This window comes from Pseudomonas sp. BN417 (assembly GCF_029871205.1).
In the GTDB taxonomy this organism is placed as follows: domain Bacteria; phylum Pseudomonadota; class Gammaproteobacteria; order Pseudomonadales; family Pseudomonadaceae; genus Metapseudomonas.
This window is the reverse complement of the sequence record NZ_SSOJ01000091.1, coordinates 1-25,339: the sequence shown is the minus strand read 5'-3', so window position 1 is coordinate 25,339 and position 25,339 is coordinate 1. Positions and strand designations below refer to the sequence as shown.

Below are 25,339 nucleotides of genomic sequence, written 5' to 3'. Positions count from 1 at the left end.
AACTGCGGCACCCGATCTGCCAAGTCAATCTCAATTGGCAACCAATTGGCAACCAGAATGACCGTTTTGAATTGGTAACCAAAAACGCCAGGCATAAAAAAATCCAAGCACTCGTAAGTGCTTGGATTTTCTAGGGATTTTTGGTCGGGACGGAGTGATTCGAACACTCGACCCCTTGCACCCCATGCAAGTGCGCTACCAGGCTGCGCTACGCCCCGACGTTTTCTAGCTTGCTCCGGATCACCGGAAGCGGAGCGAACTATACATTAAGCTTTTGAATTGTGGAAGGTTTTTTTCAAGATTCTTTATTTTTTCAGAACCTGGAGGACGTCCTCGAGCTCGGAGATCATCTGCCGGATGAGCTGCTTGTACTGAGTGGTGTCTTCCTTGGCTTCGTCGCCGGAGAGGCGCTGGCGCGCCCCGCCGATGGTAAAGCCCTGGTCGTAGAGCAGCGCCCGGATCTGCCGGATCATCAGCACATCCTGGCGCTGGTAGTAGCGTCGGTTGCCGCGCCGCTTTACTGGGTTGAGCTGGGGAAATTCCTGCTCCCAGTAACGCAGCACGTGAGGCTTGACTGCGCAGAGTTCACTAACCTCGCCAATAGTGAAGTAACGCTTGCCTGGAATGGGCGGTAACTCGTCGTTATGACTCGGTTCCAGCATAAGCTTCAACCCTGGCTTTGAGTTTCTGCCCTGGACGGAAAGTGACCACACGGCGCGCCGTGATCGGGATTTCCTCGCCTGTCTTCGGGTTCCGGCCAGGCCGCTGACGCTTGTCGCGCAGGTCGAAGTTGCCGAATCCGGACAGCTTCACCTGTTCGTTGTGCTCCAGCGCCTGACGGATTTCCTCGAAGAACAGCTCCACCAGTTCCTTGGCTTCCCGTTTATTCAGGCCAAGCTCTTCATATAGACGTTCAGCCATCTCAGCTTTCGTCAGAGCCCCCATACGCTACTTCCTTAACGTGGCATTGAACCTGTCTTCTAGCGAGGTGACGATGTTTTGCGTCGTGTTGTTCACCTCATCGTCAGTAAGAGTGCGCGATGGATGCTGCCAGGTCAAGCCGACCGCCAAGCTTTTTCTAAGCGGATCAATACCTTTACCGTGATACACGTCAAACAGCCTGAGGTCGGTCATCCACTCGCCGGCGGCTTCGCGGATGGTGGCCAGCACGGCTTCGGCGGCTACGTCGCGGTCTACCAGCAGGGCCAGGTCGCGGCGCACTTCGGGGAAGCGCGACAGCTCGCTGAACTTCGGCAGCTTGCCTTGCATCACTTCGGCCTGCAGCAGCTCGAACAGGTAGACCGGCTGATCCAGGTCCAGGGCCTTGGCCAGTTCCGGGTGCAGGGCACCGAGGTAGCCGACCAGGCGCCCTTCCCTTTCGATCCGTGCGGTCTGGCCCGGGTGCAGAGCCGGGTGTTCGCCGGGCACGAAGCTGAATGCGTCCAGTGCACCGGCTGCGCCGAGTACGGCTTCGACGTCTGCCTTGGCGTCATAGAAGTCGACGGCATCGCGGCCGTTGGCCCAGCCTTCCGGCAGGCGCGAACCGCAGAGCACGCCGGCGAGCATAGGCTCCTGCTTCAGGCCTTCGAGCTGGCCAACGAAGCGCAGGCCGCTTTCGAACAGGCGCACGCGGGACTGCTGGCGGTTGAGGTTGTGCTGAAGGGCACTGACCAGGCCCGGCCACAGCGAAGAACGCATGGCGGCCATGTCGGCGGAGATGGGGTTGGCCAGCATCAGCGGCTTCACGCCCGGGTTGAACAGCTCGAACAGCTTGGGATCGATGAAGCTGTAGGTGATGGCCTCGTGATAACCACGGGCAACCAGCAGGCGGCGCAGGGCCGGCAGCTCGACGGCGGCTTCGGAGCGCGCGGTCGGCGCCAGGCGGGCCTGCGGGTAGCGAACCGGCAGACGGTTGTAGCCGTAGAGGCGGCCCAGCTCTTCGATCAGGTCCACTTCCAGGCTGATGTCGAAGCGGTGGCTCGGTACGTCGACGCGCCATTGGCCGGCACCTTCGGCGGTGACCTTCAGGTCCAGCGCGGTGAGCAGGCGCTCGACTTCGGCGGCGTCCATTTCCATGCCCAGCATCTGGGCGATACGCTCGGCACGCAGGGTGACCGGCTCAACCTTTGGCAGGTGCGCTTCGCTTGCGGCTTCGATGATGGGGCCGGCTTCGCCGCCGACGATGTCCAGCAGCAGGCCGGTGGCGCGCTCCATGGCTTCGCGGGCGAGCTGGAAGTCGACGCCACGCTCGAAGCGGTGCGACGAGTCGGTGTGCAGGCCATAGGAACGGGCCTTGCCAGCGACGGCGATGGTGTCGAAGAAGGCGGCTTCGAGGAACAGGTCGCGGGTCTTGGCGCTGACGCCGCTGTGCTCGCCACCCATGACGCCGGCGATAGCCAGGGCGCGGGTGTGGTCGGCGATCACCAGGGTGTCGGGACGCAGGGTGACTTCCTGGCCGTCGAGCAGGACGAGCTTCTCGCCCTCCTCCGCCATGCGCACGCGGATGCCGCCGTTGATTTCGGCGAGGTCGAAGGCGTGCATGGGCTGGCCGAGTTCGAGCATCACGTAGTTGGTGATGTCGACGGCGGCGTCGATGCTGCGGACTTCGGCGCGACGCAGGCGCTCGACCATCCACAGCGGGGTCGGCTTGGACAGGTCGACGTTGCGGATCACGCGGCCGAGGTAGCGCGGGCAGGCAGCCGGGGCGGAGACTTCCACCGGGCGCACTTCGTCATGGGCCGGCGCAACGGAGGCGACTTGCGGACGGGTAACCGGCGCATCGTAGAGCGCGCCCACTTCGCGGGCGAGGCCGGACAGGCTCAGGCAGTCGCCGCGGTTGGGGGTCAGGCCCAGTTCGATGATCACGTCATCCAGGCCCAGGTAGGCGCGGATGTCCTGGCCCACGGGGGCGTCGGCGGCCAGTTCCATCAGGCCGTCGTTTTCATCGCTGATTTGCAGTTCGGAGGCCGAGCAGAGCATGCCGCTGGACTCGACGCCACGCAGCTTGGCCTTCTTGATCTTGAAGTCGTCCGACAGTTCGGCGCCGATCATGGCGAAGGGGATCTTCAGGCCGGGGCGCACGTTGGGCGCGCCGCACACGACCTGGAAGGTCTCGCTGCCGTTGCTCACCTGGCAGACGCGCAGCTTGTCGGCGTCCGGGTGTTGTTCGGTGCTCAGCACCTCGCCCACGACCACGCCGCTGAAGGCACCGGCCACCGGGGTGACGCTGTCGACTTCGAGGCCGGCCATGGACAGACGAGCCACCAGCTCGTCGCGGGATACCTGCGGGCTTACCCAGCTCCGCAGCCAGTTTTCACTGAATTTCATTTGCTTACTCCTGGGATTCGTTTCGGACGCTGCGACCTAGCGGAATTGCGCGAGGAAGCGCAGGTCGTTGTCGAAGAACAGGCGCAAGTCGTTGACGCCATAACGCAGCATGGCCAAGCGCTCGACGCCCATGCCGAAGGCGAAGCCCTGGTATTTTTCCGGGTCGATGCCGGACATGCGCAGCACGTTCGGGTGCACCATGCCGCAGCCCATCACTTCCAGCCAGCCGGTCTGCTTGCACACGCGGCAGCCTTTGCCGCTGCACATCACGCAGGACATGTCGACTTCGGCCGACGGCTCGGTGAAGGGGAAGAAGGAGGGACGGAAGCGCACGCCGAGCGGCTTCTCGAAGAACACCCGCAGGAATTCTTCGATGGTGCCCTTGAGGTCGGCGAAGCTGATGCCTTCGTCGATCAGCAGGCCTTCGACCTGGTGGAACATCGGCGAGTGGGTGATATCCGAGTCGCAGCGGTAGACGCGGCCGGGGCAGACGATGCGGATCGGCGGCTGCTGCGATTCCATGGTGCGCACCTGTACCGGGGAGGTATGGGTACGCAGCAGCATGTTCGCGTTGAAATAGAAGGTGTCGTGCATTGCCCGGGCCGGGTGGTGGCCGGGAATGTTGAGCGCTTCGAAGTTGTGGTAGTCGTCTTCGACTTCGGGGCCTTCGGCGATGCCGTAGCCAATCCGGGTGAAGAACTGCTCGACGCGCTCCAGGGTGCGGGTTACCGGGTGCAGGCCACCGGAGGCCTGGCCGCGGCCCGGCAGGGTCACGTCGATACGCTCGGCCGCGAGCTTGGCGGTCAGGGCTGCCTGCTCAAGCGACTCTTTGCGGGTGTTCAAGGCGTCCTGAACGCGCTCCTTGGCGGCATTGATCAGGGCGCCGACTTTGGGGCGCTCCTCTGCCGGCAGGTCGCCCAGGGTCTTCATCACCTGGGTCAGCTCGCCCTTCTTGCCAAGGTAGTGAACGCGAATCTGCTCCAGGGCATTCACGTCTTCGGTTTGTTGCACGGCCTCAAGCGCTTGCGAGACCAGCGCATCCAGATTTTCCATCTACAGACTCCAGATACGAAATAGGGGAAGAGCGCAAGGCCCTTCCCCTATCGGTGACGTTCAGCACCGGGCGAACCCGGTGATTGTCGGGGACTTAAGCCAGGACGGCCTTAGCTTTCTCGACAATCGCAGCAAACGCCGCTTTTTCGTTCACTGCCAGGTCGGCCAGAACCTTACGATCGATCTCGATGGTCGCTTTTTTCAGGCCAGCGATCAGGCGGCTGTAGGACAGACCGTTCTGACGAGCACCAGCGTTGATACGAGCGATCCACAGAGCGCGGAACTGGCGCTTGCGCTGACGGCGGTCACGGTAGGCGTATTGGCCAGCCTTGATTACCGCTTGCTTGGCAACGCGGAACACGCGCGAGCGTGCGCCGTAGTAGCCTTTGGCGAGTTTCAGAATTTTCTTGTGACGGGCACGAGCGATGACGCCACGCTTAACACGAGCCATGAGTAATTTCCTCTAGAATCTTGACCGATTAACGAACGCGCAGCATGCGCGCTACTTTTGCGACGTCAGACGGATGCACCAGGGTGCAGCCGCGCAGGTGACGCTTACGCTTGGTAGTCATCTTGGTCAGGATGTGGCTCTTGAAAGCGTGCTTGTGCTTGAAGCCAGAAGCTGTCTTCTTGAAGCGCTTCGCAGCACCGCTCTTGGTTTTCATCTTTGGCATGTTCGGATACTCCGCATTGAGTGATTACGCATAACCGCAAGGCCTGCCAGTGCCCTGGTGGTTATTTTTTCTTTTTGGGGGCGATGACCATCATCAGCTGGCGTCCTTCCAGCTTAGGATGCTGTTCGACGGTGCCGAGTTCGGCGAGGTCGGCTTCGACCCGCTTCAACAGCTCCATACCCAGCTCCTGGTGAGCCATCTCACGACCACGGAATCGAAGCGATACCTTGGCCTTGTCCCCCTCGCTAAGGAAACGTACCAGGTTGCGTAGTTTTACCTGGTAATCCCCTTCTTCCGTCCCTGGACGAAACTTGATTTCTTTGATCTGTTGCTGGTGCTGGTTCTTCTTCGCTGCAGCGGCCTGCTTCTTCTTCTCGAAGAGGTGCTTGCCGTAATCCATGATCCGGCAAACAGGAGGCAACGCGTCGGCAGAAATTTCCACCAGATCCAGCTTTGCTTCTTCTGCGAAGCGAAGCGCTTCATCAATCGAGACGACGCCAATCTGCTGGCCGTCAGCACCAATCAACCGCACCTCACGAGCCGAGATATTCTCGTTGATCGGGGCCTTCGGTTGAGTCCGCTTGTCCTGTCTCATTTCACGCTTAATAGTGATTACTCCAAGTCTTGGCGACCACGCCGGGAAACCGCTTGTGCGAGCTGCTCAGAGAAGCTTTCGAAGGGCATGGAACCCAGGTCGACACCCTCGCGGGTGCGCACAGCAACGGATCGAGTCTCAACTTCCCGGTCTCCAATAACCAAGAGATAGGGAACCTTGAGCAAAGTATGCTCGCGGATTTTAAAGCCTATTTTTTCGTTTCTCAAGTCAGACTTGGCACGGAACCCGCTTTGGTTCAGTGCCCGCTCCACCTCGAGGGCGAAATCGGCCTGCTTGTCGGTGATGTTCATGATCACCGCCTGGGTCGGCGCCAGCCAGGCCGGGAAGGCCCCGGCGTAGTGCTCGATGAGCATGCCGATGAAGCGCTCGAAGGAGCCCAGGATGGCGCGGTGCAGCATCACCGGGCGCTTGCGGTTGTTGTCTTCGGCGATGTAGGCGGCGTCCAGGCGCTCCGGCAGGTTCGGGTCGTACTGCAGGGTGCCGCACTGCCAGTTACGGCCGAGGCAATCCTTCAGGGTGAACTCGATCTTCGGACCATAGAACGCACCTTCGCCCGGCTGGTATTCCCATTCCAGGCCGGATTCGTTCAGCGCGTCTGCCAGGGCACTCTCGGCACGATCCCACAGCTCGTCGGATCCCACGCGCTTGATCGGGCGGGTCGACAGCTTCATGGAGATGTCGGAGAAGCCGAAGTCCGAATACACCTGCAGGGTCAGCTTGATGAAGTCGGCCGCTTCCTGCTTCACCTGATCTTCGGTGCAGAAGATGTGGGCGTCGTCCTGGGTGAAGCCGCGCACGCGCATGATGCCGTGCAGCGCGCCGGACGGCTCATTGCGGTGGCAGGCGCCGAACTCGGCCAGGCGCAGCGGCAGGTCGCGGTAGGACTTGAGGCCCTGGTTGAAGATCTGCACGTGGCACGGGCAGTTCATCGGTTTTACCGCGTAGTCGCGACTTTCCGACGAAGTGGTGAACATGTTCTCGGCGTAGTTGGACCAGTGGCCGGAGCGCTCCCAGAGAATACGGTCCACCACCTGGGGCGTGCGCACCTCTACATAGCCATGCTCACGCTGCACCTTGCGCATGTATTGCTCGAGCACCTGGTACATGGTCCAGCCATTGGGGTGCCAGAACACCATGCCCGGCGCTTCTTCCTGCAGGTGGAACAGGTCCAGCTGCTTGCCGATGCGGCGGTGGTCGCGTTTTTCGGCTTCTTCAATGCGCTGGATATAGGCAGCCAGCTGCTTCTTGTCCGCCCAGGCGGTGCCGTAGATGCGCTGCAGCTGCTCGTTCTTCGAGTCGCCGCGCCAGTAGGCACCGGAAATCTTGGTCAGCTTGAAGGCCTTGAGGAAGCGCGTGTTAGGCACGTGCGGGCCGCGGCACATGTCGACGTACTCCTCGTGGAAGTACAGGCCCATGGCCTTCTCGTCGGGCATGTCGTCGATCAGGCGCAGCTTGTATTCCTCGCCACGGGACTTGAACACCTCGATGACTTCGTCACGCGGGGTCATCTTCTTGATGACGTCGTAGTCCTTCTCGATCAGCTCGGCCATGCGCTTTTCGATGGCCGCCATGTCATCAGGCGTGAAGGGGCGATCGTTGGCGATGTCGTAGTAGAAGCCTTCCTCGATCACCGGGCCGATCACCATCTTGGCGTTCGGGAAGAGCTGCTTGACGGCGTGCCCCACCAGGTGTGCGCAGGAGTGACGGATGATCTCCAGCCCCTCTTCGTCCTTGGGTGTAACGATCTGCAGCGAAGCGTCGTTTTCGATCAGATCACAGGCGTCCACCAGCTTGCCGTCGACCTTGCCGGCCAGGGTTGCCTTGGCCAGGCCCGCGCCGATGGACTGGGCCACCTCGAGCACGGATACGGGTTTGTCGAACGTACGCTGACTGCCGTCGGGAAGAGTAATGATGGGCATGGCGCCTCCTCTCCTAGTGGTGACCTCTACCAAAGGCCACGTGGGTTGGGATGAGCCAGTACGCGATCCGGTGGTATGCCTGCCATACGGTGGCAGGAGCCTCGAGGGCCAACCAGGTCCGAACCAGAGTCACTGGAGGTAAATGAAGAGCGGGATGCTTTCAGAAAGCCGGCGCCCTGACAAGCGCACGATAAAAAGGCCACCTGGGCGACCCTTTCTTGCCGAATCCGGAAGGCACACCGCCAAATTTTTATAGCGGCATACACCTAAGCGCTTGATGCCAAAGGGGAAAGGACTTTTCTGAGGCAACAAGAAAGGGCGCAGTCTAGCACAAAGGAATCAATAACTTAGCGTTGAATTTTCGTGTGGCGCGGCCTCTTCGCTGGATGTCGGGATTTCGAGCGACAACCTTGTATTGAAGCCAGGCTCGACCTGGGAAGTCGATTGGTGCGCACGGCGCACCCTACGTGGCGTCGTCCTGGCTGCGAATCCCTGCGTCAGGCATCCGGATTGCGATCGGACGGCAGGCGCGGCGGCGCCTCAAGCGGTTCGTCGAGGCGCTCCGCCACATCTCCACGGATGCCGCGGCGGTGCAGGGGCTCGAGGTCGTCATCGAAATCGCTGGCCACCTCGGTTTCGGTTACCGATTCGGGGTAACGCGCGAGTTGCAACAGTGCGACAGCAGACAACACGGCACTGACGAGCTTGTAGATCAGGGCGCTGATTTCGAAATTCTGCAGAGTGCCATCATCCAGCCAGAGCGAGCCGATGCGCGCCAATATCAGCATCGACTGGATCAAGAGCAGCATCATCAGAGCCGCGCGCATCAGCTCGCGTCCGCGCAGCGACCATAGCAGGAAAAGCGCCAGACCCACCTGCAGGCCGCCGTAGTAGACACGGACATTGCTCACCGAGGCGGCTTCCATCAGCAGCATGCCGTTGAGGTTCGCCATCTCGTAAGGGCGGAACCAGTAGGCCAGGCCGAAGCCGGCGAACACCACTACCTGAAGCACCAGGATCAGCCGGGCAAGTAGCATCACCAATCCTCCTCTGATCGGCAGCGATCTGAAGGAGACCCGCTGCAAGGCGTTTCGTTCGCCCAGCCGCCACCTGCTGCGCCAGGCCAGGAAGCCGAAACCTGATCCACCCACCGAGACCAGTGATTGAGTCGAACCAGGCCACCCTTCAGCTCAGGGAATATTCCACTTCACCGTGCCAGTATCGATAAGCGGTGTATGGCGGCCAGTGAGGCGCTGGTCCTGCAGCCACAGCCGGGTCTGCTCAACGTCGAAGCCGAAGCCATTCTTGGCTCGAATTTCTATCACAGGCTCCGAAACGTCGTACCGGCCACATTCAGCACAGTCAACGGATAGCCCGCCCCTTCCGTACTCCCATACCGGGGCAGTTCCACCACAGATCAAGCAAGCCATGCTTCGCCCTCCTCCAAACTTGGTGAGCCCATCCCGATCAACTACATCACCCCTCCTGCATCCTGGCGTGCTCTTCGGCCCAGCGCTGAAGCACGTCTTCCGGAATGCAGTGGGGTGCAGCCACTCGCTCCTTGAGCTTCTCCGCGAAGGAGACGGCCGAAGCCTGATCCTTGAACGACACTGCCATCCCGCAGGCTTCCACTTGCCATACATCTCGTCCCTGGTCGGTGAGCCGCTGAACCGCTATGTCCATGGAAGCCTCCGGATCGAATTGGCATTGGGACACTGGAGCCCGGCTCATCGACCGGGCAAAAAAAAGCCAACCCATTGGGTTGGCTTGTTCCACACAGTATGAGCAACCACGGAGCATCTCGCACCGAAGTTTCGACTAAAGACTAGGCCAGCCAGGCTCCACGGACCGGGCGCCTGGCTGTATGTGCAACAGGGTCACCCGCAGGAATACAGATGAGCCGTGCTGACCTGAAGATGCGCAGACATGAATCTGCAGTGGCTGGCGCCGTAAATTGCACCCAGCGGCCGCCTTCCCCACACAAGCGGTCACGCTGAGAGACGCCGGGCGGTGTACCGTTAATCCCAGTCAGACTCTGACATGGCACGGGGACATCATGACCTGGCAACGTTGCACCACATGCAATGGCAACCGAACCATTCTCAAAAATGGCCACGCGGTAGAGTGCCGTCAATGCCGAGGTTTGGGCAAGTTGTACGACGGCCACCACAAACCAGGCGCAGATCGATTTCCCCTCCTTGTGATCCTGCAGGTATTGGCGTCCTTGGCCGCTGGATACTTGTCTGCCACCTACCTCAAGCAGCCAGAACCGACCCACAACCTGATTCTTGGGGCCATGGTGGCCGCGGCGATCTACTGGGCCCTGACTCTAAAGGTGGCTCGGCAGCTGATTCTGTGGGGGATGGCGCTGGCGATCTCCTACCACCTGTACCAGGCCTGGCTTCACTACTGAATCACTGGCGAGTGTTCCTGGGTGACTCATTTGACCGCTCACACGCCTGCCCCGCTACTCGACTTCGGTCACGCAGTGCGCGGCCGGCCGGTCGGATCTGGCGAGCGTCTCTCACCCCGTGCCTCGCCCCAAATCGTGCGTGCGAGCACGTCTATATTGCGTTCTCGTTGCGACATCCCGATCTCCTACCGCCAAGGCCAAGCTTGACCTATTCATAGAAGAGGCCATGCGGGTTGGGGTTCATCTCGGTGACAAGCCTTGGACCGAGGCCTGAAGCGCTACTGGATCCACATATCCGGAGGTGCAGCCGTGAGCGCGATCTTCAGCGAATGCGGAACCTACCGCTACCTGCTCACCCGGCCAGGCGATGTGCACGCCGAGAAGGGCACTGCCCTCTTCCTGATGCTCAACCCGAGCACGGCGGACGCCACCGAGGACGACCCGACTATCCGCCGCTGCCGTAACTTCGCCAGGGCCTGGGGCTGCAACGGTATCGCCGTGGCGAACCTCTACGCCCTGCGCGCAACGGATCCTGCCGAGCTCTGGAAGCATCCGGACCCGGTAGGCCCGGACAACGATTGGCGCCTCAAGTCTATTGCCCGGGAATACACGGACATCGTCTGTGCCTGGGGCGCGAATGCCCGGTCGGATCGAGTGACAGCAGTGACCAGCATTCTGACCGCCGCCGGCGGGCGCCTCTGGTGCTTGGGCACCACCAAAGATGGCCACCCCCGCCATCCCCTGTACGTCCGCAGCGACCAGCCCCTGATTCCCTGGACGCTGCCCAGCGCCTGACACCTGCCCACCTACCCCACCTACCCCACCAGCTGCCGGCGAGAGTAGACGGCTGAGCAACACTTCAACCGATACACCCCGGCGCCAGGCGCTGGGAGGCAAGGTGTTGTCTATGGCATGCCGACGTGAAAATGACCGAGCACTATCAGGCCGGCCACGAGGAGAAGGGCGTTTAGTACCAGCGCGCGGACGCCGACCTAAAGCTGTAGGTGGTGGGACGTTTGGAAAAAATATCCCCAAACAAAAAGGGGCGACCCTTTCGGATCGCCCCTCTAAGCCCCGCGTGACGCGGGTTCGATTTGGTAGGCACAATTGGACTCGAACCAACGACCCCCACCATGTCAAGGTGGTGCTCTAACCAACTGAGCTATGTGCCTTCGATGGGTGCGCATTCTACGGGCTATCTTTTTTGTGTCAACACCTTTTTTCGCTAACTCTCTGAAAAAGTGGATTTTTTACTGTTCAGCCCATCGTTGAATATTTTGCACAGAGGCTAGCGGGCCCGTTTCAACTCAGGTAGCATCGCTCTATCTGTAAAAAATAAAAAACAGAGATTCCATTATGACGCACACTCCCTACCCCCAATCCTATTACGCGTTCTCGGCCAACCCCGTTCCGCCGCGCCCTGAACTGATCGGCGAGACCGAAACCGACGTCTGCATCGTAGGCGCAGGCTATACGGGGCTTTCCACTGCCCTCTTCCTGCTGGAGAACGGCTTCAAGGTGACCATCCTCGAAGCCGCCAAGGTGGGTTTTGGTGCCTCCGGCCGCAACGGCGGCCAGATCGTGAACAGCTATAGCCGCGACATCGACGTGATCGAGCGCACCTCCAACGCCAAGCATGCCCAGCTGATGGGCGAGATGGCGTTCGAAGGCGGCCGCATCATCCGCGACCGCATCAAGAAGTACGACATCAAGTGCGACCTGAAGGACGGCGGCGTGTTCGCTGCGCTCACCAAGAAGCAGATGGAGCACCTGGAGTCCCAGAAGAAGCTGTGGGAGCGCTACGGCCATACCCAGCTGGAGATGCTGGACGCCAAGCGCATTCGTGAAGTCGCCGCGACTGACAACTATATCGGCGGCATGCTGGACATGAGCGGTGGCCACATCCACCCGCTGAACCTGGCCCTGGGCGAAGCCGCGGCGGCCGAGTCCCTGGGTGGCGTGATCCACGAGCAGAGCCCGGCCACCCGCATCGAGCGCGGTGCCAACCCAGTGGTGCACACCCCGAAAGGCCGCGTGAAGGCCAAGTTCGTGGTTGTGGCCGGCAACGCCTATATGGGTAATTTGATTCCCGAGCTGGCCAGCAAGTCCATGCCCTGCGGCACCCAGGTGATCACCACCGAGCCGCTGTCGGCTGAGATGGCCAAGTCCCTGCTGCCTCAGGACTTCTGCGTCGAGGACTGCAACTACCTGCTGGACTACTACCGCCTCTCCGGCGACAAGCGCCTGATCTACGGCGGTGGCGTGGTTTACGGTGCCCGTGACCCGGCCAACATCGAGGCCATCATCCGGCCGAAGATGCTCAAGACCTTCCCGCAGCTGAAGGACGTGAAGATCGAGTTCGCCTGGACCGGCAACTTCCTGCTGACCCTTTCCCGCCTGCCCCAGGTCGGCCGGATCGGCGACAACATCTACTACTCCCAGGGTTGCAGCGGCCACGGCGTGACCTACACCCACGTCGCCGGCAAAGTGCTGGCCGAGAGCCTGCGCGGCCAGGCCGAGCGCTTCGACGCCTTCGCCAGCCTGCCGCACTACCCCTTCCCGGGTGGCCGCGCGTTCCGCGTGCCCTTCACGGCCATGGGAGCCTGGTACTACAGCCTGCGTGACAAGCTGGGGGTCTGATCGCCCCAGAAATGAAAAACGGCGCCCTAGGGCGCCGTTTTTATTGGGCGGCGCGGGCGCCGCCTTGTTGGGCTTCGCTTCGCTCTCGGAACGCCGCCCGGCCCAACCTACCAAAAGCAGACCTGGTCAGGGCATCTGCAGCCTGGCCATCTTGGCGGCGTTGGCCTGGCCAGCGGCGGCGAGTTCGTCGGCGGCCTTCAGCCAGCGCGTGCGCTCAACGGAAGCCGGCAGCTGATTGGGCGCCTGCAGCAGTACCGCCCAGTTGCCCGCCTCGTCCCAGCTCGACTGGAACGAGCTGAAGCTCATCTGGGCGCGGCGCTCATGCCCCTGGCGCAGCAGCACCTGCTGGTTCTTGCGGTCGTAACCGATCAGCAGCGCGTAGCGCCAGCTCGGCATCCAGCCGAAGCCTTCACGCAGGTGCACCAGCACCGGGTTGCCCGCGGCCACTTGCTCCAACAGCTCATCCAACTGGTTGTTCAACGGGTAGACGAGGAGACCATGCTGGCGCGCCGTCGCCGCCAAGCCTTCCTGCAGGGAGGCCTCCTTCTGCGGCAGCTGCAATTCATGTTCGATCATCCCGGGCGTTACCACTTCTCCCTGCTGGGTCAGCAGGGCGGCCATCGAGGCCGGTGCGCTCTGGTAGGCGTTCTGGGCGAAGAAGGGCACGCCGCTGAGTTCGACCCGCTCGGGGACCGCGCGCAACTTCGGCGACAGCGGCTGGGCGGAGCAACCCGCCAGCAGTGCAACGCAACTGGCGACGAGCAAGGGACGGAGCAGGCGATTCAGGACAGGCAAGGCATCACTCGCTGTACGAAATGAATTTGGATGGTCGCCGATGATACTTGCGTGAACCGGCGCGGTACATCACAGCGCCCGCTGAGGCGATTCGCGACAATGCCAACGGGGCGATGTATACCGCCGGGCGCAGCAAAGACGCACAACGCCCGGTACAAAAGTCGCTTATCCGTTCATTTCAGCGACAAAAACTTAGTTTTTCACGACGCCCTGTGACTTATTGGTCGAGTCTCGCCATCCACATTCACGACGGTGTAATAAAGGCATGCAGCCTCGCCGTCACCTTCATTGGGCACAATATGGAGAGACCCCTCCCATGAATACTCCGCTGCGCTTCAACGAGGCACTGATCATCGCCGGTCGTGCGTTCAAACCCTTCCAGTGCGTTGCCTGGTCCCTCCAGGACGGCACCGGCGAACTCAGCATCAGCGTGATCGACCGCACCAGCACCCGCCTGCTCGGCCGCTCGAAGATCCCCAGCAGCACCTATTCCGACCCGGAGCAACTGGCCGACATTCTCAAGCAATCCCGCGAGGAGCTGAGCCGCAAGGGCTACGACCTCGACCCCTGGTCCATGCCGGAGTAACGACTCCAGCGCCAGTGCCCAATGCGCGGCGGGCAGGCCTCCCCTGCTCGCTCCGGCGACTTTTTCGCCTCGCTTTACCCGCCTTCCCGATTCCCTCCCCCGCTAGCACCGCCCAGCCACTGCACGACGCAAGTCGCCGGAATCCGCTGTCTATCCCTGTACTGCCCCCGTAGGCCCGTGCTGGATGCAAGGAGCGGACTGGCGATGAATCCGTTCGACTGGCAACGCATCTTCCTCGACGAGTTCCCGCTCGCCTTCCTCGGCGAAGTGATCCTGCGCTCGTTATGCGCCTTCATCCTGGTCTTCGCCTTCCTGCGCTTTTCCGGACGGCGCGGCGTGCGCCAGCTGTCACTGTTCGAAGTCCTGGTCATCCTCACCCCGGGCTCCGCCGCCGGCGACGTGTCCTTCTATGAGGACGTCCCGCTCCTGCCGATACTCGCGGTGTTCGCCACCCTGCTCTGCCTCTACCGCCTGACCACCTACGCAATGGAGCGCAGCCCGCGCTTCGGCACCTGGAAGGCTTGCGCCATGCCGCCCGGAACACCATGGCGTCCCTAGCCAGCAGGTGACCGAGGTGGTCAAGCAGATGGCCCAGCGCCTGGGAAACAGCCCGGCGATCTGCCGCAAGTGTTACATCCATCCCGCCATTGTCGAGGCCTTCATCGCGGGAGAGCTGGTCGAGGCGAGGGAAGGCAGCGCCTGAACGGGATTGGCAATAGTTGTGGGGCTATTGTCATTGTTGCCACCCTGTTTTCGCTGCAGACTGACTCCAACGCTTGTTTCGAGGCTGTCATGGACGCCATTCGCCACATCGCCTGCCTGGCCTTCGCCGACGTCATGAGCCTGGATGTCACCGGCCCCCTGCAGGTGTTCGCCTCAGCCAATGTCGAGCGCGAACGCCAAGGCTTGCCAGCTTGCTACGTCCTTCACCTACTGGGGCCCGCCGCCGGCCCGGTGAAGACTTCCGCCGGCTTCGCCCTGGTGGCTGAACAGGCCTGGAGCGAAGTCGATCCGGCCCGCCTGGACACCGTGCTCATTCCCGGCGGCATGACCATGGACGTCCAGTGCCAGGACCAGGCGCTGCTGGAATGGCTACGGAACGCAGAGCCGCAGGTACGCCGCCTGGGCTCCATCTGCTCGGGCGCCCTGGTCCTCGCCGCGGCCGGCCTGCTGCAGGGGCGCCAGGCCACCACCCACTGGTCGGACGTGGAAGCGCTCTGCTGCCATGAAGGCATCGAGGTACAGGGCGACCGCCTGCACACCTACGACCCGACCGGCCGGGACGGCGACGCCCATGTATTCACCTCGGCCGGGGTCACCGCAGGTATCGACCTGGCGCTGGCCCTGGTGGAAGCGGACCTCGGCCGTCCCATGGCGCTGGCGGTGGCCCGCCGCCTGGTGCTGTTCCTGCGCCGGCCCGGTGGCCAGACGCAGTTCAGCGCGCTGCTCACTCCCGAACCCAGCCGCACGCCCCGGCTGGCCGCGCTGCTGGAGTGGATCCCGGCCAACCTGAGCGCGGACCTGTCACTGGAAGCCTTGGCGGCCCAGGCGAAGATGGCGCCGCGCAGCCTGTCGCGTGCCTTCGTCCAGGAACTCGGACTGGGGCCGGGCAAGTACGTCGAGCGGGTCCGGCTGGAAGCGGCCCGCACGCTGTTGCAGGACGCCCAGGCTTCGATCGCCACAGTCGCGCGCCTGACCGGCTTCGGCCACCCGGAGAACCTGCGCCGCACCTTTCACAAGCACCTGTCCGTCAGCCCGCAGGAATATGCGGAACGCTTCGGACGCCCAACCTCCGATTGAGGATGACGCCATGCTCGAACTCCGCCCCAACTGCGAATGCTGCGACAAGGACCTGCCGCCCGACTCGGCCGAGGCGCTGATCTGTTCCTTCGAATGCACCTTCTGCCGTAGCTGCGCCGACCAGCGCCTGCACGGCACCTGCCCCAACTGCGGCGGCGAACTGGTGCGCCGGCCGATCCGCCCGGCGAGGAAGCTGGAGAAGTTCCCGGCCTCCAGCCAGCGCGTCGTCAAGACTGCCGGCTGCCCCAACTGACCACTCGCTTCAAGGACGAACCATGTTGCTGAACAACCCCTCCATTCGCTTGCTCTTCGCCGGCCAGGCGCTCTACTGGAGCTGCGCCATGATCGGCATCACCCTGACATCACTGGTCGGCCTGCAACTGGCGCCACTCAATGCCCTGGCGACCCTGCCTCTGGCGCTGATGGTCCTCGGCAACCTGATGGCGGTGCAGCCTTTGTCGCTGTTCATGCAACGCCATGGGCGCCGGCCGGGGCTGATGCTCGGCGCCGGCTGCGGCGTGGCGGGCGGCCTGCTATGCGCCCTTGGCGTGTGGCTGGGGGATTTCATCCTGTTCTGCCTGGGTGCCTTGCCCATAGGCGCCTACCAGGCCTCGGCCATGTACTACCGCTTCGCCGCGTTGGAGGCCGTGGGCGAGGCGCACAAAGGCCGGGCGACCGCCTATGTCGTCGGCGGCGGCGTCTGCGCGGCCCTGCTGGCACCGAGCCTTTCCCTCTGGTCGCGCGATGCCCTGGACGCGCCCTTCGTCGGCGCCTACCTGATGATCGCGGCCCTGGCACTGGTGGGCCTGTTGCTGATGTCGCGCCTGCGGGAAGGCCAGGCGCCAAGCCCAGCGCGGGCCAGCCTCGTGGCAACCCGCGCACTGCTGGCGCGACCACTGGTGCGCGCCGCGCTTGCCACCACAGCCGTCGGTCATGGCCTGATGATCCTGGTGATGAATGCCACGCCGCTCGCCATGAAGTTCTGCGGCCTGCCCCTGGAATCCAGTGCCGAAGTGATTCGCTGGCACATGCTCGGCATGTTCCTTCCCGCCTTCGTCGCCGGCCCGCTGGTGGACCGCCTGGGCAGCCGGCGCGTCGCCCTGCTCGGCAGCCTGATCCTGCTCGGCAGCGCTGCCATTGCCCTGGCTGGCTTGCAGCCGGCGCACTTCCTGGCCAGTTCCTTCCTCCTCGGGGTCGGCTGGAACCTGATGCTGGTGGCCGGCACCACCCTGCTCGGCGAAGGCCACAGTGCCGAAGAGCGCGGCCAGGCGCAGGCCATGATGGAGTTCGGCAACAGCCTGGTGGCCGCCTGCGGCTCCTTCGCTTCGGGCGCACTCATCGCCGGGATCGGCTGGGATGCGGTGAACCTGGGCATGTTGCCCCTGTTGGCGCTTGCCCTGCTGATGCTGCTGCCGGTGCGGCGCCGGCTGGCGGCGGAGTGAGCGGGGTCCAGCCTGGGCCACGAACGTTGGGCTTCGCGTAGCTCAGCCACAACCTACGAACGCCTCCAACGCTTTTGTAGGTTGGGCCAAGCGCAGCGCGGCCCAACGCGGAGTGCAGCCTGGGCCACCAACGTTGGGCTTCGCGTAGCTCAGCCACAACCCACGAATGTCTCCAACGCTTTTGTAGGTTGGGCCAAGCGCAGTGCGGCCCAACGCGGAGTGCAGCCTGGGCCACCAACGTTGGGCTTCGCGTAGCTCAGCCACAACCTACAAACGTCTCCAACGCTTTTGTAGGTTGGGCCAAGCGCAGCGCGGCCCAACGCGGGGTCCAGCCTGGGGCGACCAACGTTGGGCTTCGCGTAGCTCAGCCACAACCTACCAATGTCTCCAACGCTTTTGTAGGTTGGGCCAAGCGCAGCGCGGCCCAACTCGGGGTCCAGCCTGGGCCATCAACGTTGGGCTTCGCGTAGCTCAGCCACAACCTACCAATGCCTCCAACGCTTTTGTCGGTTGGGCCAAGCGCAGCGCGGCCCAACGCGGGGTGCAACCTGGGCCTCCAACGTTGGGCTTCGCGTAGCTCAGCCACAACCTACGAACGCCTCCAACGCTTTTGTCGGTTGGGCCAAGCGCAGCGCGGCCCAACGCGGGGTCCAGCCTGGGCCACCAACGTTGGGCTTCGCGTAGCTCAGCCACAACCTACGAACGTCGCCAACGCTTTGTAGGTTGGGCCAAGCGCAGCGCGGCCCAACGCGGGGTGCAACCTGGGCCACCGACGTTGGGCTTCGCGTAGTTCAGCCACAACCTACCAGGCGTGCCTCTTCGCGATTGAAATCGCCCTAACAAGGAAATCCGTGAAATAAAAAAAGGCGACCCGCAGGTCGCCTTTTTCGTATCGCGCACGCCTTAGTAGTAGGCGTTTTCCTTGTTGCTGTGGTCGGTGACGTCGCGTACGCCCTTGAGCTCAGGGATGCGCTCCATCAGGGTTTTCTCGACGCCGTCCTTCAGGGTCATGTCGACCATGCCGCAGCCCTGGCAGCCGCCGCCGAATTGCAGCACGGCGATGCCTTCCTCGACCACGTCCACCAGGCTCACCTGGCCGCCGTGGCTGGCCAGGCCGGGGTTGATCTCGGTCTGCAGGTAGTAGTTGATCCGCTCGGTGATCGGGCTGTCTTCGTTGACCATCGGCACCTTGGCATTCGGCGCCTTGATGGTCAGCTGGCCGCCCATGCGGTCGGTGGCGTAATCGACGATCGCGTCTTCGAGGAAGGGCTCGCTGACGCCATCGATCCAGGCGGTGAAGGCGGCCAGGGCCAGGGGGCTGTCCTCGGGTTTCTGCTCACCGGGCTTGCAGTAGGCGATGCAGGTCTCGGCGTATTGGGTGCCCGGCTGGGTGATGAAGACACGGATGCCGATGCCCGGGGCGTTCTGCTTTTCCAGCAGGTCAGCCAGATAGTCCTGGGCAGCTTGGGTAATGGTGATGGCGCTCATGGCAACTCCTCGCAAACATGGGCGCAGTGTACGCCAAAGGGGAACATGGGTTAAAGCCCTACCAATTTAGTAGGAATAATTCGCGTCCAGCTCATATTCAAAGGTTCTGGTAGCGGTTCATGTCCAGCTCCCCCGCCTCCACCGGCTCGGTGTCGCGGATGTAGGCCGCCAGGTCGTGGAAGTAGAACCAGAACTGCGGATGAGTGCGGCGGATGCCCCAGCGCTGTACCAGCTTGTCGAATGCGGCACTGTCCCTGGCCTGCTCCATAGCGCCGACGAACGCCTCCACCTCCTCCGCCTTGAGGTTGAAAACGAAGTTGGGGTAGCTGCTCAGCACGCCTGGATAGAGGGTCAGGGTGTCCAGCCCCGGCTGATAGCGCAACGCTTCGCCCATCATGAAGGCGACGTTGCTGTGGGCACGGTTGCGCAGCAGGCTGTAGACCTCGCGCCGGCCGTCGGCCAGTTCCACCCGCAGCAGGGTCGCTTCCGGCAGTTGCTCGATCACCTTGAGCCCCGCCGCTGGCCGGCTGACCAGGCGGCTGAAGGCCTGTTCGGCCTGCTGCAGCTCGGGAGCGATTCGCGGCCGGAAGCAGTGGGCGCCCGTGCAGCGGTTGATCGGATCGGGCCGCGCATTGAGGCCGGCGTAGCGCTGCAGCAGCTCCTGGGCGAACGCGCGCTTGGCATTGGCATTGGCATTGGCCTCGGCCAAGGTCAGGCCGCTGGGGGTGTCCTTGTCGATGCTCTGGTAGTCCAGCCACATCTTCACCTTGCCGCTGTTCTGGTACCAGTCGTCGAGCAGCGCCACGCGGGATTGTGCCGGCATCAGGCGGAGGAAGTTGACCTCGGCGCCATTGCGGATCAGGTCGAAGTAGAGCCGCGTCTGCGCCTGGTGGGAAACGTTGCCGAACACGTCGAAGTTGACCACCAGCTGGTAGTAGGTGCGCTCGAACAACGGGTAGTCCATCCACCAGATGGTCTGGGGAATCTCGCCGATCAGGCCTTTGCGCACCGAGGCACTGTCGTGCTGGCGGAAGATCGACAGCAGGGCGTTGTCGTTGCCGGTCCAGATGTGCGCCCAGCTGGGCGGCGGCGCATCCGCGTATGCGTCCAGACGCAACGCCTCGTACTCGTTGCGCTTATCGCGGTAGGCGCGCCAGAGGCCGAGCAGGTCGCCGATCTCGTCGAACTGGCCGGGCATCGCCAGCAGCGGCGTGGCCTCGGCGCGGTACTCGGCGTCGGTGATGTAGAGGTCGTGGGCCGGGTCCTGGAACAGCGCCCAGAAGTTGTCGCGGATCACATCGGTGGCGATCTGCCCACGGCAGACCGGGCCACGGATGAAGGTACGCACGAAGTACTCGGCATTATCCAGCATGAACTGGTAGCGCGCCTGGGCCGGGATGGCCTGGAAGGTCTCGAAGGGGTTGGCGCGACGTTGTGCGCCATAGCCGGGCACCTGCTCCGCCGTCCAGTCGCCGGAGAAGAACAGCTCCTTGACCCGCGCCAGCTTCGACGCGCTGAGGGGATAGGTGATGTGGGTCTTGTGCACTATCACGCCCTGGATGGGCCAGAGGCGGTAATAGAAGCTGTTGCCCGGATCCTCGTTGGGCCGCCGGGTGGCGATGGGGTCGATGGGCTGGCCGCTGGGGGTGCGCGAACGTACCAGCTGGAAGAAATGGCCGGGCTCACCGCCTTCAAAGTAGAGATGGGCGAGGAACAGGTGCTCGAACAACCAGCGCCCCACCAGGGCCTCGCGGGCCCCCGCCGCGTTCAGCAGCGCCTCCCACTGGGCCACCTGGCGCGCCTCGGCGGCGCTGGGCAACACGGCCTGCTCTTCCACCTTGGCGCCCTCGGCCAACCAGCGCTGCAGGGTCTGGTACTCCGCCTCGCTGAGGCCGGTGACGGCGAAGGGCATGCCGGCCCGGACATGCTTGCGCGCATAGGCATCGAACTCACCCGGCAGCGGGCACTGGTTCTGGCGGTTGATGCTGATATCCAGGTCGGCCGGCAGCTTGGCGTTGGGTTCCGGCGGATTGGCCTTGCCCAGCTCAAGCATCCGCGCCATCAGCGCGGCCTGGGCACCGCTGGCGTCCAGCACGGAATGGAAACCCTTGCGTCGCCAGGCCTCGGCACCCTGGGCATCGAAATACAAGCGGCTGGTGTCTTGTGCCTTGGTACGGCCGCCGTCGTAAACCGGCAGCTTGCTCGCGCCGCGCGCGGCACCTTCGGCGCTGCCCAGGTTGAGCTGGCAGGGCGAGTCGTAGCAGGCGTGGCAGGCCACGCACTTCTGCGTGAAGATCGGCTGGATGTCGCGGCTGTAGGAAAGCTCGTCCGCCAGGGCCGGGCGGACCGGCAGCATGAACAAGACAAACAGGACAGCAAGCAGGCGCTGCGACATGACTCAATCCCTGAAGAGCAAATGGGCGGATTCTACTGGCTTGCAGCGCGGGACGGCGAGCCCGCCCCGCCGGCAACATGAGCAGAATTCATGAAAATTGCGGATAAGCTAAAAATTACTAAGGTTTTGCTATCATCCTCGCCTTTGTTCACGCCACCCCTCAGGTAGTTCCCATGTCCGACCGCATCGCCCGCCAGCAAGCCCTGCAACAGGCGCTCAAAGAGCGCATCCTGATCCTCGACGGCGGCATGGGCACCATGATCCAGAGCTACAAGCTGGATGAGGCGGACTACCGCGGCCAGCGTTTCGCCGATTGGCCCAGCGACGTGAAGGGCAACAACGACCTGCTGCTGCTCTCCCGCCCGGACGTGATCCAGGCCATCGAGAAGGCCTACCTGGATGCCGGCGCGGACATCCTCGAGACCAACACCTTCAACGCCACCCGCGTGTCCCAGGCCGACTACGGCATGGAAGCGCTGGTCTACGAGCTGAACGTCGAAGGCGCGCGCCTGGCCCGAGAAGTGGCCGACGCCAAGACTGCCGAGAACCCGGCCAAGCCGCGCTTCGTCGCCGGCGTGCTCGGCCCGACCAGCCGCACCTGCTCCATCTCCCCGGACGTGAACAACCCCGGCTACCGCAACGTCACCTTCGACGAGCTGGTGGAGAACTACACCGAGGCCACCAAGGGCCTGATCGAGGGCGGCTCGGACCTGATCCTGATCGAGACCATCTTCGACACCCTCAACGCCAAGGCGGCGATCTTCGCCGTGCAGGGCGTGTTCGAGGAACTGGGCATCGAGCTGCCGATCATGATTTCCGGCACCATCACCGACGCCTCCGGCCGTACCCTCTCGGGGCAGACCACCGAGGCCTTCTGGAACTCGGTGCGCCACGCCAAGCCGATCTCCGTGGGCCTGAACTGCGCCCTCGGCGCCAAGGACCTGCGTCCCTATCTGGAAGAGCTGGCGAACAAGGCCGAGACCCATGTCTCCGCCCACCCCAACGCCGGCCTGCCGAATGCCTTCGGCGAGTACGACGAGACCCCGGCTGAAATGGCCGCGGTGGTCGAGGAGTTCGCCGCCAGCGGCTTCCTCAACATCGTCGGCGGCTGCTGCGGCACCACCCCGGCGCACATCCAGGCCATCGCCGAAGCCGTGGCCAAGTACCCGCCGCGGGCGATCCCGGAGATTCCCAAGGCCTGCCGCCTGTCGGGCCTGGAGCCCTTCACCATCGACCGCAACTCGCTGTTCGTGAACGTCGGCGAGCGCACCAACATCACGGGTTCCGCCAAGTTCGCCCGGCTGATCCGCGAAGAGAACTACACCGAGGCCCTGGAAGTGGCCTTGCAGCAGGTGGAAGCCGGCGCCCAGGTCATCGACATCAACATGGACGAGGGCATGCTGGACTCGAAGGCGGCCATGGTCACCTTCCTCAACCTGATCGCCGGCGAGCCGGACATTTCCCGCGTGCCGATCATGATCGACTCCTCCAAGTGGGACGTGATCGAGGCCGGCCTGAAGTGCATCCAGGGCAAGGGCATCGTCAACTCCATCTCCATGAAGGAAGGCGTCGAGGCCTTCAAGCACCACGCCCGCCTGTGCAAGCGCTATGGCGCCGCGGTGGTGGTGATGGCCTTCGACGAGGCCGGCCAGGCCGACACCGCCGCGCGCAAGAAGGAAATTTGCAAACGCAGCTACGACATCCTGGTCAACGAAGTGGGCTTCGCGCCGGAAGACATCATCTTCGACCCGAACATCTTCGCCGTCGCCACCGGCATCGAGGAACACAACAACTACGCGGTGGACTTCATCGAGGCCTGCGCCTACATCCGCGACGAGCTGCCCTATGCGCTGTCTTCAGGCGGCGTGTCCAACGTGTCCTTCTCCTTCCGCGGCAACAACCCGGTGCGCGAGGCGATCCACTCGGTCTTCCTCTACCACGCGATCAAGAACGGCCTGACCATGGGCATCGTCAACGCCGGCCAGCTGGAGATCTACGACGAGATCCCGGCCAAGCTGCGCGAGAAGGTCGAGGACGTGGTGCTCAACCGCAGCCCCGAAGGCACCGATGCCCTGCTGGCCATCGCCGACGAGTACAAGGGCGGCGGCGCGGTGAAGGAAGCCGAGAGCGAGGAATGGCGCAGCTACCCGGTGGGCAAGCGCCTGGAGCACGCCCTGGTCAAAGGCATCACCACCTTCATCGTCGAAGACACCGAGGAATGCCGCCAGCAATGCGCGCGCCCGATCGAGGTGATCGAAGGTCCGCTGATGTCCGGCATGAACGTGGTCGGCGACCTGTTCGGCGCCGGCAAGATGTTCCTGCCCCAGGTGGTCAAGTCCGCCCGCGTGATGAAGCAGGCGGTGGCCCACCTGATCCCCTTCATCGAGGCGGAAAAAGGCGACAAGCCGGAAGCCAAGGGCAAGATCCTCATGGCCACGGTGAAAGGCGATGTGCATGACATCGGCAAGAACATCGTCGGCGTCGTACTGGGCTGCAACGGCTACGACATCGTCGACCTGGGGGTGATGGTGCCGGCAGAGAAGATCCTGCAGACCGCCATCGCCGAGAAGTGCGACATCATCGGCCTGTCCGGCCTGATCACCCCGTCGCTTGACGAGATGGTCCACGTCGCCAAGGAAATGCAGCGCCAGGGCTTCCAGCTGCCGCTGATGATCGGTGGCGCCACCACCTCCAAGGCGCACACCGCGGTGAAGATCGACCCGCAGTACAGCAACGATGCCGTGGTCTACGTCACCGACGCCTCCCGCGCCGTGGGCGTGGCCACCCAGCTGCTGTCCAAGGAGCTCAAGGCCGGCTTCGTCGAGAAGACCCGCGCCGATTACGTGGAAGTGCGCGAGCGCACCGCCAACCGCGCCGCCCGCACCGAGCGCCTGGCCTATTCCGACGCGCTGGCGAACAAACCGCAGTTCGACTGGGCCGGCTACCGCCCGCAGAAGCCGAGCTTCACCGGCATGCAACTGCTGGAAGACATCGACCTGGCGGTGCTGGCCAAGTACATCGACTGGACGCCCTTCTTCATCGCCTGGGACCTGGCCGGCAAGTACCCGCGCATCCTCACCGACGAAGTGGTGGGCGAAGCCGCCACTTCGCTGTTCAACGATGCCCAGGCCATGCTCAAACAGCTGATCGACGGCAAGCTGATCAAGGCCCGCGCGGTATTCGGCTTCTGGCCGGCCAACCAGGTGGACCACGACGATATCGAGGTCTACGACGCCCATGGCAAGCCGCTGGCCAAGCTGCACCACCTGCGCCAGCAGACCATCAAGCCCGACAGCAAGCCGAACTATTGCCTGGCCGACTACGTTGCGCCGAAGGAAAGCGGCATCACCGACTATGTCGGCGGTTTCATCACCACCGCCGGCATCGGCGCCGAAGAGCTGGCCAAGCAGTTCGAGGGCAAGGGTGACGACTACAGCGCCATCATGGTCAAGGCGCTGGCCGACCGCCTGGCCGAGGCCTGCGCCGAGTGGCTGCACGAGCGCGTGCGCAAGGAGTACTGGGGCTACGCGGCGGACGAACACCTGGACAACGAGGCGCTGATCAAGGAGCAGTACAAGGGCATCCGCCCCGCTCCCGGCTACCCGGCCTGCCCGGACCACACCGAGAAGGGCACCCTGTTCCGCCTCCTCGACCCGCACAGCACGTCAGGTGTGACCCTCACCGAGCACTACGCCATGTTCCCCGCCGCCGCGGTCAGCGGCTGGTACTTCGCCCACCCCGAGGCGCAGTACTTCGCCGTCGGCAAGATCGAACGCGACCAGGTGGAGAGCTACAGCAAGCGCAAGGGCCAGGACCAGGCCGTCAGCGAACGCTGGCTGTCGCCGAACCTGGGTTACGAGAGCTGATCCCAGCTCTTACTTGTGGGGGCGAATTCATTCGCCAAGGGGCGCGCAGCGCCCCCGATCGGATGTGCGGGCCGAACCTGAAGGCCCGATTAGCGAATGAATTGGCTATGTCTGCGTTAAGGGTTGCTAGAACGTCCTGAGCCGAGTTGCTTATCGAGTGGTCTGCGAGTCCCTGTTTCGCCTTCCCAGGCGAGTCCCTTTTCCAATCGTTGAAAAGGAACCAAAAAACTTGCCCCTGCATCCGGCCCGACTTCGTCGGGTTCCCTCGCTCCATCGTTGCTCCGGGGGCCCGGCGTGAGGGGCCATCCATGGCCCCGCACGCCTC

Annotated in this window: 22 protein-coding genes, 2 tRNA genes and 1 pseudogene; 10 read left to right on the top strand and 15 right to left on the bottom strand. The window is 63.3% G+C overall.

The annotated features are described in order from the left end of the window. Positions 1-141 precede the first annotated feature (141 nt). From E8F11_RS11030 to E8F11_RS10980, 11 genes are all read right to left on the bottom strand, one after another. Positions 142-218, bottom strand: a tRNA-Pro gene (locus tag E8F11_RS11030). 87 nt (positions 219-305) lie between these two features. Further along, entirely contained in the window at positions 306-662 is a 357-nt protein-coding gene (locus E8F11_RS11025; RefSeq protein WP_280288874.1) for a MerR family transcriptional regulator, read from the bottom strand. Continuing rightward, positions 643-945 (bottom strand): integration host factor subunit alpha, encoded by a 303-nt coding sequence (gene ihfA / locus E8F11_RS11020; RefSeq protein WP_044874623.1) that lies wholly within the window; start codon positions 943-945, stop codon positions 643-645. Before ihfA ends, E8F11_RS11025 begins: the two co-directional genes overlap by 20 nt. A 3-nt stretch (positions 946-948) precedes the next feature. Next, complete coding sequence (gene pheT / locus E8F11_RS11015; protein ID WP_280288873.1) at positions 949-3,327, bottom strand: phenylalanine--tRNA ligase subunit beta; 2,379 nt, start codon at positions 3,325-3,327, stop codon at positions 949-951. A gap of 36 nt (positions 3,328-3,363) precedes the next feature. Then, positions 3,364-4,380, bottom strand: coding sequence for a phenylalanine--tRNA ligase subunit alpha (gene pheS, locus E8F11_RS11010; RefSeq protein ID WP_280288872.1), 1,017 nt, complete (start codon positions 4,378-4,380; stop codon positions 3,364-3,366). Positions 4,381-4,474: 94 nt separating this feature from the next. Then, positions 4,475-4,831 (bottom strand): 50S ribosomal protein L20, encoded by a 357-nt coding sequence (gene rplT / locus E8F11_RS11005; protein ID WP_068826439.1) that lies wholly within the window; start codon positions 4,829-4,831, stop codon positions 4,475-4,477. Positions 4,832-4,859: 28 nt separating this feature from the next. Further along, positions 4,860-5,054, bottom strand: coding sequence for a 50S ribosomal protein L35 (gene rpmI / locus E8F11_RS11000; protein WP_280288871.1), 195 nt, complete (start codon positions 5,052-5,054; stop codon positions 4,860-4,862). 61 nt (positions 5,055-5,115) lie between these two features. Further along, positions 5,116-5,667 carry a translation initiation factor IF-3 gene (infC, locus tag E8F11_RS10995; RefSeq protein WP_280288958.1) on the bottom strand — a complete coding sequence of 184 codons (552 nt, stop codon included), beginning with the start codon at positions 5,665-5,667 and terminating at the stop codon, positions 5,116-5,118. Further along, positions 5,667-7,589, bottom strand: a complete 1,923-nt coding sequence (gene thrS / locus E8F11_RS10990; RefSeq protein WP_280288870.1) for a threonine--tRNA ligase — start codon at positions 7,587-7,589, stop codon at positions 5,667-5,669. The genes infC and thrS overlap by 1 nt, the downstream gene beginning before the upstream one ends. 497 nt (positions 7,590-8,086) lie before the next feature. Continuing rightward, entirely contained in the window at positions 8,087-8,626 is a 540-nt protein-coding gene (locus tag E8F11_RS10985) for a DUF4345 domain-containing protein (RefSeq protein ID WP_280288957.1), read from the bottom strand. 439 nt (positions 8,627-9,065) lie between these two features. Further along, on the bottom strand, positions 9,066-9,272 hold the full coding sequence (locus tag E8F11_RS10980) for a hypothetical protein (protein WP_280288869.1): 207 nt from the start codon (positions 9,270-9,272) through the stop codon (positions 9,066-9,068). A 373-nt stretch (positions 9,273-9,645) separates the two neighbouring features. Here E8F11_RS10980 and E8F11_RS10975 point away from each other — a divergent pair, with 373 nt between their 5' ends. After that, on the top strand, positions 9,646-10,002 hold the full coding sequence (locus tag E8F11_RS10975) for a hypothetical protein (protein WP_280288868.1): 357 nt from the start codon (positions 9,646-9,648) through the stop codon (positions 10,000-10,002). Between the two features lie 309 nt (positions 10,003-10,311). Further along, positions 10,312-10,797, top strand: a complete 486-nt coding sequence (locus tag E8F11_RS10970; protein ID WP_280288867.1) for a DUF1643 domain-containing protein — start codon at positions 10,312-10,314, stop codon at positions 10,795-10,797. A gap of 300 nt (positions 10,798-11,097) precedes the next feature. On the opposite strand, the gene E8F11_RS10965 is transcribed toward E8F11_RS10970, so the two are convergent. Beyond that, positions 11,098-11,174 (bottom strand) — tRNA-Val (locus E8F11_RS10965). A gap of 184 nt (positions 11,175-11,358) precedes the next feature. Between E8F11_RS10965 and E8F11_RS10960 the strand changes: the two genes are divergently transcribed. Continuing rightward, entirely contained in the window at positions 11,359-12,642 is a 1,284-nt protein-coding gene (locus tag E8F11_RS10960; RefSeq protein ID WP_280288866.1) for an FAD-binding oxidoreductase, read from the top strand. A gap of 126 nt (positions 12,643-12,768) precedes the next feature. Here the strand turns inward: E8F11_RS10960 and E8F11_RS10955 are convergent, their stop codons facing one another. After that, a complete protein-coding gene (locus tag E8F11_RS10955; protein WP_280288865.1) occupies positions 12,769-13,437 on the bottom strand; it encodes a PA2778 family cysteine peptidase in 669 nt (222 codons plus the stop codon). Positions 13,438-13,753: 316 nt separating this feature from the next. Between E8F11_RS10955 and E8F11_RS10950 the strand changes: the two genes are divergently transcribed. The 6 genes and pseudogenes from E8F11_RS10950 to E8F11_RS10925 all read left to right on the top strand — a co-directional run bounded on the left by E8F11_RS10950 (position 13,754) and on the right by E8F11_RS10925 (position 17,265). Further along, the gene (locus E8F11_RS10950; RefSeq protein WP_280288864.1) at positions 13,754-14,023 is read left to right on the top strand and encodes a hypothetical protein; all 270 of its coding nucleotides are present in this window, start codon (positions 13,754-13,756) and stop codon (positions 14,021-14,023) included. 204 nt (positions 14,024-14,227) lie between these two features. Further along, positions 14,228-14,539: pseudogene (locus tag E8F11_RS10945) on the top strand (DUF421 domain-containing protein); the annotation flags it as partial. A gap of 58 nt (positions 14,540-14,597) precedes the next feature. After that, a complete protein-coding gene (locus E8F11_RS10940; protein ID WP_348529763.1) occupies positions 14,598-14,726 on the top strand; it encodes a hypothetical protein in 129 nt (42 codons plus the stop codon). Between the two features lie 89 nt (positions 14,727-14,815). Beyond that, positions 14,816-15,823, top strand: a complete 1,008-nt coding sequence (locus tag E8F11_RS10935) for a DJ-1/PfpI family protein (protein WP_280288863.1) — start codon at positions 14,816-14,818, stop codon at positions 15,821-15,823. A gap of 10 nt (positions 15,824-15,833) precedes the next feature. After that, a complete protein-coding gene (locus E8F11_RS10930; RefSeq protein WP_280288862.1) occupies positions 15,834-16,076 on the top strand; it encodes a DUF1272 domain-containing protein in 243 nt (80 codons plus the stop codon). Positions 16,077-16,098: 22 nt separating this feature from the next. Continuing rightward, a complete protein-coding gene (locus E8F11_RS10925) occupies positions 16,099-17,265 on the top strand; it encodes an MFS transporter (protein ID WP_280288861.1) in 1,167 nt (388 codons plus the stop codon). Positions 17,266-18,168: 903 nt separating this feature from the next. Here the strand turns inward: E8F11_RS10925 and nfuA are convergent. Next, positions 18,169-18,753: a Fe-S biogenesis protein NfuA gene (gene nfuA, locus E8F11_RS10920; RefSeq protein ID WP_280288860.1), complete on the bottom strand. Its 585-nt coding sequence runs from the start codon at positions 18,751-18,753 to the stop codon at positions 18,169-18,171. A gap of 97 nt (positions 18,754-18,850) precedes the next feature. Then, positions 18,851-21,109 (bottom strand): fatty acid cis/trans isomerase, encoded by a 2,259-nt coding sequence (locus E8F11_RS10915; RefSeq protein WP_280288956.1) that lies wholly within the window; start codon positions 21,107-21,109, stop codon positions 18,851-18,853. Positions 21,110-21,321: 212 nt separating this feature from the next. Between E8F11_RS10915 and metH the strand changes: the two genes are divergently transcribed. Continuing rightward, positions 21,322-25,014, top strand: a complete 3,693-nt coding sequence (metH, locus tag E8F11_RS10910; RefSeq protein WP_280288859.1) for a methionine synthase — start codon at positions 21,322-21,324, stop codon at positions 25,012-25,014. Positions 25,015-25,339: the final 325 nt, after the last annotated feature.